General features: G+C 68.8%; 6 protein-coding genes. 2 read left to right on the forward strand and 4 right to left on the reverse strand.

Annotated features, from left to right (window positions below):
- Positions 1 to 19: 19 nt before the first annotated feature.
- The 3 genes from CF68_RS14960 to CF68_RS14970 form a co-directional block, all read right to left on the reverse strand.
- Positions 20 to 805 (reverse strand): BspC domain-containing protein, encoded by a 786-nt coding sequence (locus CF68_RS14960; RefSeq protein WP_369798879.1) that lies wholly within the window; start codon positions 803 to 805, stop codon positions 20 to 22.
- A 250-nt stretch (positions 806 to 1,055) separates the two neighbouring features.
- The gene (locus CF68_RS14965; protein WP_010809074.1) at positions 1,056 to 1,943 is read right to left on the reverse strand and encodes an N-formylglutamate amidohydrolase; all 888 of its coding nucleotides are present in this window, start codon (positions 1,941 to 1,943) and stop codon (positions 1,056 to 1,058) included.
- A gap of 15 nt (positions 1,944 to 1,958) precedes the next feature.
- Positions 1,959 to 2,945 carry a tripartite tricarboxylate transporter substrate binding protein gene (locus CF68_RS14970; protein ID WP_035820024.1) on the reverse strand — a complete coding sequence of 329 codons (987 nt, stop codon included), beginning with the start codon at positions 2,943 to 2,945 and terminating at the stop codon, positions 1,959 to 1,961.
- 123 nt (positions 2,946 to 3,068) lie between these two features.
- Between CF68_RS14970 and CF68_RS14975 the strand changes: the two genes are divergently transcribed.
- On the forward strand, positions 3,069 to 3,977 hold the full coding sequence (locus tag CF68_RS14975) for a LysR substrate-binding domain-containing protein (protein WP_035820027.1): 909 nt from the start codon (positions 3,069 to 3,071) through the stop codon (positions 3,975 to 3,977).
- A 3-nt stretch (positions 3,978 to 3,980) separates the two neighbouring features.
- On the opposite strand, the gene CF68_RS14980 is transcribed toward CF68_RS14975, so the two are convergent.
- Positions 3,981 to 4,889 (reverse strand): LysR family transcriptional regulator, encoded by a 909-nt coding sequence (locus tag CF68_RS14980; protein WP_035820030.1) that lies wholly within the window; start codon positions 4,887 to 4,889, stop codon positions 3,981 to 3,983.
- A gap of 109 nt (positions 4,890 to 4,998) precedes the next feature.
- Here CF68_RS14980 and mdlC point away from each other — a divergent pair.
- Positions 4,999 to 6,012, forward strand: a 1,014-nt coding sequence (gene mdlC, locus CF68_RS38355; protein ID WP_235205774.1) for a benzoylformate decarboxylase, incomplete at its 3' end; no start/stop codon positions are given.

Genomic DNA, 6,012 nt, shown 5'->3' on the forward strand with positions numbered 1-6,012 from the left:
CGGTGCGCCCGCTTTGCGCTTATTGCTTCTTCTTGGTCTTGCTGGTCGTCTTGGCCGGGCCGGAGGTGGACTTGGCGGTCGTTGACTTCGACGACTTGGACGCCGACGTCTTGCCCGACTTCGAAGCCGTGCTCTTGCCCTTGGTCCCCTTGCGGCTCTTGCTTGCCGAGGCTTGCGTGGCAGCAGGCACGGCCGGCGCGGCGGCCGGTTCGCTGATGGTGGCGCCGCCGCTGTCCAGCAGCTCATACGCCAGCATCATCCCGTCGTCATAGCCGCAGCGCACCTTCACCGGCTGCCAGTCGTCGTTGCCGCGGCGCTTGTGCGCGGTGGCGGCGAAGGTGACCACCGAGCTGACCGGCACGGCCTGCTTGCCGGGCGAGAAGCGTCCGCTCCATGGCTCGGTCGTGGCCTGTCCCGTGGCGAGCGCGCCGGTGGGGATCTTCAAGGCATCGTAGCTGGCCGAGCGCGGCACCACCCAGCTGGCGTGGGCGGCGCAGTCCGCCACGTCGCTGCTGGCGTTCTCGGTCTTCATCAGCTGTTCGCGCATGCGGCTCCGGTACTCGGACAGGCTGACGCGGCCACGGTCGGGCAGGGTGACGGTCTTGGTGGGCGGAGTGGAAGTGGCGGGTGCCGGGGCGGCGGCAGGTCGGGCGGGCGCGGCGGCGGGTGCCGGGGCAGGGGCCGGGCCGGCGCTGGCATCATCGGCCGGCAGATTGGCGCAGCCTGCCAGCGCGATCGCACCGGCCACTGCGGCAGCCACCATGCGGAGCCGGCTGCCGAGCAGTTCGGAGATTCGTCGGATCACGGTGTGAGCGGTGTGTGCGTTCTTGGGTTTGCCCGCGGGGCCGTAGGGGCCGGCAGGCAAGATGGGTTCGCAAAGGAATGCCATGATAGAGGAAACCTATCTGACAAAGTTCCTAAATCTTGTTACCCATTCTTCTAACGCATGATGTCGTGCAGCAAGTGACTTGTGCGCTAGCAGGAATCCCCTATCTCGCACAACTGCGGTGAACCCGCAGCGTATGCGGGGCTGCGTGGCGCAGCCCCGGCCCGGGTCAGGCCACGCGCGACGGCATCGAGCGCGTGAAGCGCAGCAGCTCGTCGAGCAGCAGGTTCAGGTCATGGCGCAGCCTGGCAAAGCCCGCGGTATGCGTCAGGCCCACCTCGTCCATATAGAGCTTGCGGTTGACCTCCAGCTGCAGGCTGTGGCAGCCGGCCTGGGGCTGCCCCACCACGCGCACGATCTCAACGCCCTTGTACGGGTGGTTGCGCCAGACGTCGTAGCCCATCTCCTTGAGCACGCCCTCGACCCGGTCGGTGAAGCGCTTGTCGCAGGTGGTGCCGTCGCGGTCGCCCACCACGAAGTCCGGATGCTCCAGCCCCGGGAACTCGGTGGCGAATGGCGCGGCGTGGCTCGGCATCGAATGGCAGTTGATATGCCAGGCGCTGCCGTGGCTGGCGACCGCGCGGTCGGCCAGCTTCTGCAGCTGCGCGTAATAGGGCAGGTAGCAGCGGTTGATGCGCGCCTGCACTTCTTCAACGCTCAGCTTGCGGTCGTAGATGGCCTCGCCGGTGTCCAGCACGCGCCAGACCAGGCCCTTGCCCAGCCGGGTCTTGGCGGTCTCCTGCCTGGCGCCGGGCCAGGGTGCGTCGAGCAGGGCTTCGTCGATTTCTTCCAGCGCGCGGTTGGCGTCCAGGTAGCTGCGCGGGAAGCCCGCGCACAGCAGCGCGATGCCGCGCGCCGGGGCGCCGGCGTAGAGCTCGTCGACAAAGGTGTCTTCGGCCTGGCGCAGCAGCGGCAGCGGCAGGGCGGGGTCGGGGCGGAAGTCCGTCGGGTAGGTCGTCGCGCTGTGCGGCGAGTCCAGGAACAGCGCCGCGGGCTCGCCCTCGGGCTGGTACAGGTAGAACGGACTGTCCGCGGTGGTTCGGTCGGTGTCGGTCATGGTGTTGCTGTGGAGTCAGTCGAGCGAGATCTTGGCGGCGGCGGCCACGCGCTTGTTCTTGGCCACTTCGCTCTTGATCTGGGCGGCAAAGTGCGCCGGCGTATCGCCCACCGGGGTCGCGCCCAGCTTCTCGAGCTTGGCCTTCACTTCCGGCAGTGCCAGCACCTTGACCGCGGCGGTGTGGAGCCTGGTCTGGATATCCGCCGGCAGGTTGGCCGGTGCGATCAGGCCGAACCAGGCGGCGTCGTTGACTTCGCCCAGGCCCAGCTCGGCAAAGGTCGGCACGTTGGGCAGCGCGGCCACGCGCTTGGGCGCTGCCACGGCGAGCGCACGCAGCTTGCCGCCTTCAATGAACGGCAGCGACGACGGCAGGTTGTCGAACAGCACCTGCACCTGGCCGGCCAGCGCGTCGTTCAGCGCCGGGCCCACGCCCTTGTACGGCACGTGCAGCAGTTCGGTCTTGCTGCTCATCTTGAACAGTTCCCCCATCATGTGCGAGACGCTGCCGTTGCCCGCCGAGCCATAGGCCAGCTTGTTGGGCTGCGACTGCGCCAGCGCGATGAAGGACTTCATGTCGGTGGCCTTGACCGCCGGGTTGATGCTCATCACGTTGGGCACCGAGGCCAGGTTGGTGATGGTGGTGAAGTCCTTGGTTGCATCGTAGGACAGGCGCGGGTAGACCGCTGGATTGATGCCATGGGTCGAGGCCGTGGCAATGCCCAGCGTGTACCCGTCCGGCGCCGCCTTGGACAGGAAAGCGGTGCCGATGCTGCCGCCGGCGCCGCCGCGGTTGTCCACCACCACGGCCTGGCCCAGTTGCTGGCCGAGCTTGTCGGCGACGATGCGCGCGACGATGTCGGTGGTGCCGCCGGCGGGGAAGGGCACCACCAGCGTGATCGGCTTGGTCGGGTAGCCGGCCTGGGCCAAAGCGCTGAAGGAGATGCCGGCAGCGGCGGCGGCCGAAGCGGCGGCCAGGAGACGGAGAAGATGGCGACGTTGCATGGGGGATCCAGGGCGAGGGGAGGAATAAAGTGGATTTCACGATTCTGCGCGCCCGGGCAAGCGTGCCGCAAACGAAATAAAATCCTTAGCTCATTCCATTTGGTCGTGAAATAGAGGTGATTTATGCGACGCTTATGTCCGTCGCTGACCGAGTTGCAGGCCTTCGAGGCTGCGGCGCGCCATAACAGTTTTACCGTAGCCGCGCGTGAACTTCATGTCACGCAAGGCGCGGTCAGCAAGCAGGTGCGCAGCCTGGAGGCTTACCTGGGCGTGGAGCTGTTCCAGCGCGTGCGCCAGCGCCTGATGCTGACCAAGGCGGGCGAGCGCTACCTGGAGCGCATCGGCCCCAGCCTGAACGAGCTGGAGGCCGCGACCGTCGAGTTGATGGCGCGCCAGGGGCGGGGCGGCGTGCTGCATATCGCCAGCATGCCGACGCTGGGCGCCAAGTGGCTGATCCCGCGCCTGCCGCAGTTTTTCGCGCGCCATCCGGAGGTGACGCTGGAATTCGTGCCGCACGCGCAGGGCTACGATTTTTCCGAGCCGGACCTGGACGCCGCGATCCGCTTCGGCGACGGCGTCTGGCCCGGCAGCCTGGCCGACTACATGACCGGGCGCGAGGTGCTGCCGGTGTGCCGCCCGGGCCTGCTGGCGTCCGAGCCCGGCGGCGTGGCGCCCACGCCCGCCGCGCTGCTGCGCTATCCGCTGCTGCACCACACCACCGTGCCCGAAGCCTGGCCCGACTGGTTCGCCACGCTGGGCCTGCCGACCCGCGAGGCCTGGAGCGGCGCGCGCTTCGACCAGTTTTCGCTGCTCACGCAGGCCGCGCTGTCGGGTCTGGGCATCGCGCTGATCCCGCGCTGCCTGATCGAGGAGGAACTGGCCACCGGGGCGCTGGTGGTGGCGCATCCGGCCCAGGTGCTGGCCAAGAAGGGCTATTACCTGTGCTATCCGGAGCAGAAGCAGCACCTGCCGGCGCTGCGCACGTTCCGCGCATGGGTGATGGAAGGGGCCGACCTGGCGCGGCCCACCTGACGTTCAGCCCACGTCCGAGGTCAACTGGCGCAACTGCTCCAGCAGCTTCGCTGCCGGCGCCGGCAGGATGCCCTGGTGGCGCCGGTACACCGCCAGCCGGCGCGGCGCCTGGGCGCCCTCAATGGGCAGCGGCAGGATCATGCCGGCCTTTTGCTCGGCCTCGTACATCGGCGCAGCCATCCAGCTGAGGAAGCCCGCGCGTGCCACCAGCGCCTTGAGCGCAATGATCGAGCGGGTTTCGGCGACGATGTCTGGCGGCGCCAGCCCGGCCCGCGCAAACAGCCGCTGCAGTTCGTCGAATGGCGCCGTGCCGCGCGGCGGCATGACCCAGCGGCAGCCGGCCGTATCCGCCAGCCGCAGCACCGTCCTGCCCATCAGCGGATGCCCGGCGGCGGCGACCACGAAGCTGCTGTCGCTCCAGCCCACATCCGCCACGGCGCAGATTTCCTCGTTCTCCGGCAGGGCGATGCCGATGGCCAGGTCGATCTCGCGGCGCAGCAGCGCATCGGCCAGGAAATCTCCAACCCCTTCGACGATGCGAACGCGCAGACCGGGCCAGCGTGCCAGCACCGCCTCGATCGCCTCCGGCAGCACCACGCTGGCCACGCTGGCGACGGTGCCCACGCGGATGGTGCCGGCGGCCAGCCCGCGCAGCGCGCGCACGGCCTCGGTAGCGTGCTCGGCCTCATGGCGCAAGAGGTTGGCGTGCGGCAGCAGGGCCTCGCCGTAGGCGGTCAGCACCATGCCGGTGGCATAGCGTTCGAACAGCGGCGCGTCCAACTGGGCTTCCAGCCGCTGGATGGTGCGGCTCAGTGCCGGTTGGGTGAGGTTCAGCTGTGCGGCGGCGCGGCCCAGGCTGCCGTGTTCGCACACCGCAAGGAAGGCAAGGAGCTGGCGCAGATCGAGGGTCATGCCGAATCGTAATGACTTAGCCCCAAAACGGCAATTTCTGGGCAAGGCCTGATTGCCCATACTGGTCGGCAAGCTTTGTCACTGATTCCGCACTGGAGCCTCCACGACCATGGCCATTTCCGCCACGCCTGCCGCCTCCGCCACTCCCACCACCGTGCGCACCGCTGTGCTGGACCTGCTGCGCGCTTTCGGCATGACCACCATCTTCGGTAATCCCGGCTCGACCGAGCTGCCACTGTTCCTCGATTTCCCCGACGACTTCCGCTACATCCTCGGCCTGCAGGAGTCCGTGTTGGTGGGCATGGCCGATGGCTATGCCCAGGCCACCCGCAATGCGGCCTTCGTCAACCTGCACTCGGCGGCCGGTGTCGGCCATGCCATGGGCAGCATCTTCACCGCCCACAAGAACCGCACCCCGATGGTGATCACGGCCGGGCAGCAGGCGCGCTCGATCCTGCCGTTCGAGCCCTTCCTGTTCTCGGCCCAGGCCACCGAGCTGCCCAAGCCCTACGTGAAGTGGAGTTGCGAGCCGGCGCGGGCCGAAGACGTGCCGCTGGCGATTGCGCGCGGCTACTACATCGCCATGCAGCCGCCGCGCGGGCCGGTGCTGATCTCGATTCCCGCCGATGACTGGGCCCGTCCGTGCGAGCCGGTGCTGCCGCGCACGGTCAGCACGGAAAGCCGCGTGCAGCCCGACCTGCTGGCGCAGATCGGCGCAGCCCTTGACGCCAGCCGCCGGCCGGCGTTCGTGGTGGGTGCGGCGGTGGACCGCGATGGCGCCTGGGACGATGTGGTGCGGCTGGCGGAACGGCACCAGGCGGCGGTGTGGGTGGCGCCGATGTCGGGGCGCTGCGGCTTTCCGGAAGACCATCCGCTGTTTGCCGGCTTCCTGCCGGCGATGCGCGGGAAGATCGTCGGGCTGCTGACGGGCCACGACCTTGTGTTCGCGCTGGGCGCGGCGGCCTTCACCTATCACGTCGAGGGGTTTGGCCCCCATGCGCCGCCCGGGGCGAAGGTGGTGCAGCTGATCGACGATCCGAATATCGCCGCATGGGCGCCGGTGGGCACGGCCGCAGTCGGCAGCATCCGCCAGGGCGTGGCCGACCTGCTGGCGCGCCCGGCG

It is taken from the genome of Cupriavidus sp. SK-4 (assembly GCF_000611125.1).
Classification (GTDB): domain Bacteria; phylum Pseudomonadota; class Gammaproteobacteria; order Burkholderiales; family Burkholderiaceae; genus Cupriavidus; species Cupriavidus necator.

Bases quoted from the DNA above. Each gene is read 5' to 3' on its own strand.
- CF68_RS14980 (WP_035820030.1), bottom strand. From the start codon at position 4,889: ATGACCCTCGATCTGCGCCAGCTCCTTGCCTTCCTTGCGGTGTGCGAA.
- CF68_RS14970 (WP_035820024.1), bottom strand. From the start codon at position 2,945: ATGCAACGTCGCCATCTTCTCCGTCTCCTGGCCGCCGCTTCGGCCGCC.
- CF68_RS14975 (WP_035820027.1), top strand. From the start codon at position 3,069: ATGCGACGCTTATGTCCGTCGCTGACCGAGTTGCAGGCCTTCGAGGCT.
- CF68_RS14965 (WP_010809074.1), bottom strand. From the start codon at position 1,943: ATGACCGACACCGACCGAACCACCGCGGACAGTCCGTTCTACCTGTAC.